The following is a 604-nucleotide window of genomic DNA, read 5'->3' on the forward strand; positions in this document are numbered from 1 at the left end:
ATCTTGGGTGTAGCGTACGGCTATGCGGGACTTGCGGAAGATGGTCTCCGTCAGCTCGAAATCGCGCGACGATTGAGCCCCCTTGACCAAACCCAAGCAGCGAACCTTTCGGTCGAAGGGCTTTGCCATTTAGTCGCCGGACGCTACTCCGAAGCGGTAAGGGCGGAACGTCGAGCCGTGCAGATGAGACCAAACTTTGGAACCGCTTGGCGCACACTCACAGCAGCCGCAGGACTAGCCGGTGATCTGGAAACCGCGCGTGAAAGTCTCGTCGAATGCAAACGTCTGCAGCCAAACGTCAGCATTGCCTGGGTCGAGAAATACCATCCACTGATCCGTGCTGAGGACCGCTCCAGGTATATCGATGGCCTACGTCGTGCGGGCCTCGAATAGTTCAGGCTAAATAGGTGCCGGTCCCTAACACCGGCGCCGATCTCGGCAAGAAGTAAACCGCAAGGCGCTTAGCCTGGCCGCTTCATGCGCAAGCTTGGAGGTCGTGTGAAGCCGTTCGCGCGTGTGATGAGCAATGTCCAGGCTCAGGTCCGTTTGCGACATTCGAAACGACCAAAGCCTATGACTGCGTTGGGTCAGGTCACGACAATGG

1 pseudogene is annotated in these 604 nt (G+C 57.8%); it reads left to right on the forward strand.

The features are described 5' to 3' along the window. Positions 1-393, forward strand: a pseudogene (locus ACXJ7R_RS35805) (hypothetical protein); the annotation flags it as partial. Between the last annotated feature and the right edge of the window lie 211 nt (positions 394-604).

It is taken from the genome of Mesorhizobium sp. P5_C1 (assembly GCF_054049815.1).